The 545-nt window shown below is 46.2% G+C and carries 1 pseudogene; it reads left to right on the top strand.

The window, feature by feature from the left end:
• Positions 1 to 76: 76 nt before the first annotated feature.
• Positions 77 to 545: pseudogene (locus R7040_RS29250) on the top strand (UvrD-helicase domain-containing protein); the annotation flags it as partial.

Raw genomic sequence — 545 nt, 5'->3', positions numbered from 1 at the left:
CGAGAAAATCACCGTAGCATTCAAAGAGCCACCCCTTTATCATAGGCGCCACATTTGTCACCCGCAGAGAATTTGTATGAAGCTGAACCCTAGACAAGATGAAGCCGTAAAATACGTGTCTGGTCCATGCCTAGTGCTTGCCGGCGCAGGCTCAGGTAAAACGCGCGTAATTACTAATAAAATTGCTTACTTGGTTCAGCAATGTGGCTACAAAGCAAGAAACATCGCGGCCGTGACCTTTACCAACAAAGCCGCGCGCGAAATGAAAGAGCGTGTTGGTCAAACCTTGGGTAAAGCCGAGTCGAAAGGTTTGATGGTTTCTACTTTCCATACCTTGGGTTTGAATATCATCAAACGTGAGTACAAGCAGCTTGGTTTAAAAGCGGGCTTTTCGTTGTTTGATGATCAAGACCAGATGGCGCTGTTGAAAGAGTTGACGGAAAAGTAACTCGACGGTGATAAAGACCTACTCAAACAACTATTGAGTACGATCTCCAACTGGAAAAACGACATGTTGACGCCAGAGCAAGCCAAAGCGATGGCGA

The sequence above is a fragment of the Vibrio sp. 1069 genome, assembly GCF_033340555.1.
This window is presented reverse-complemented; position numbering and strand designations above follow the sequence as displayed.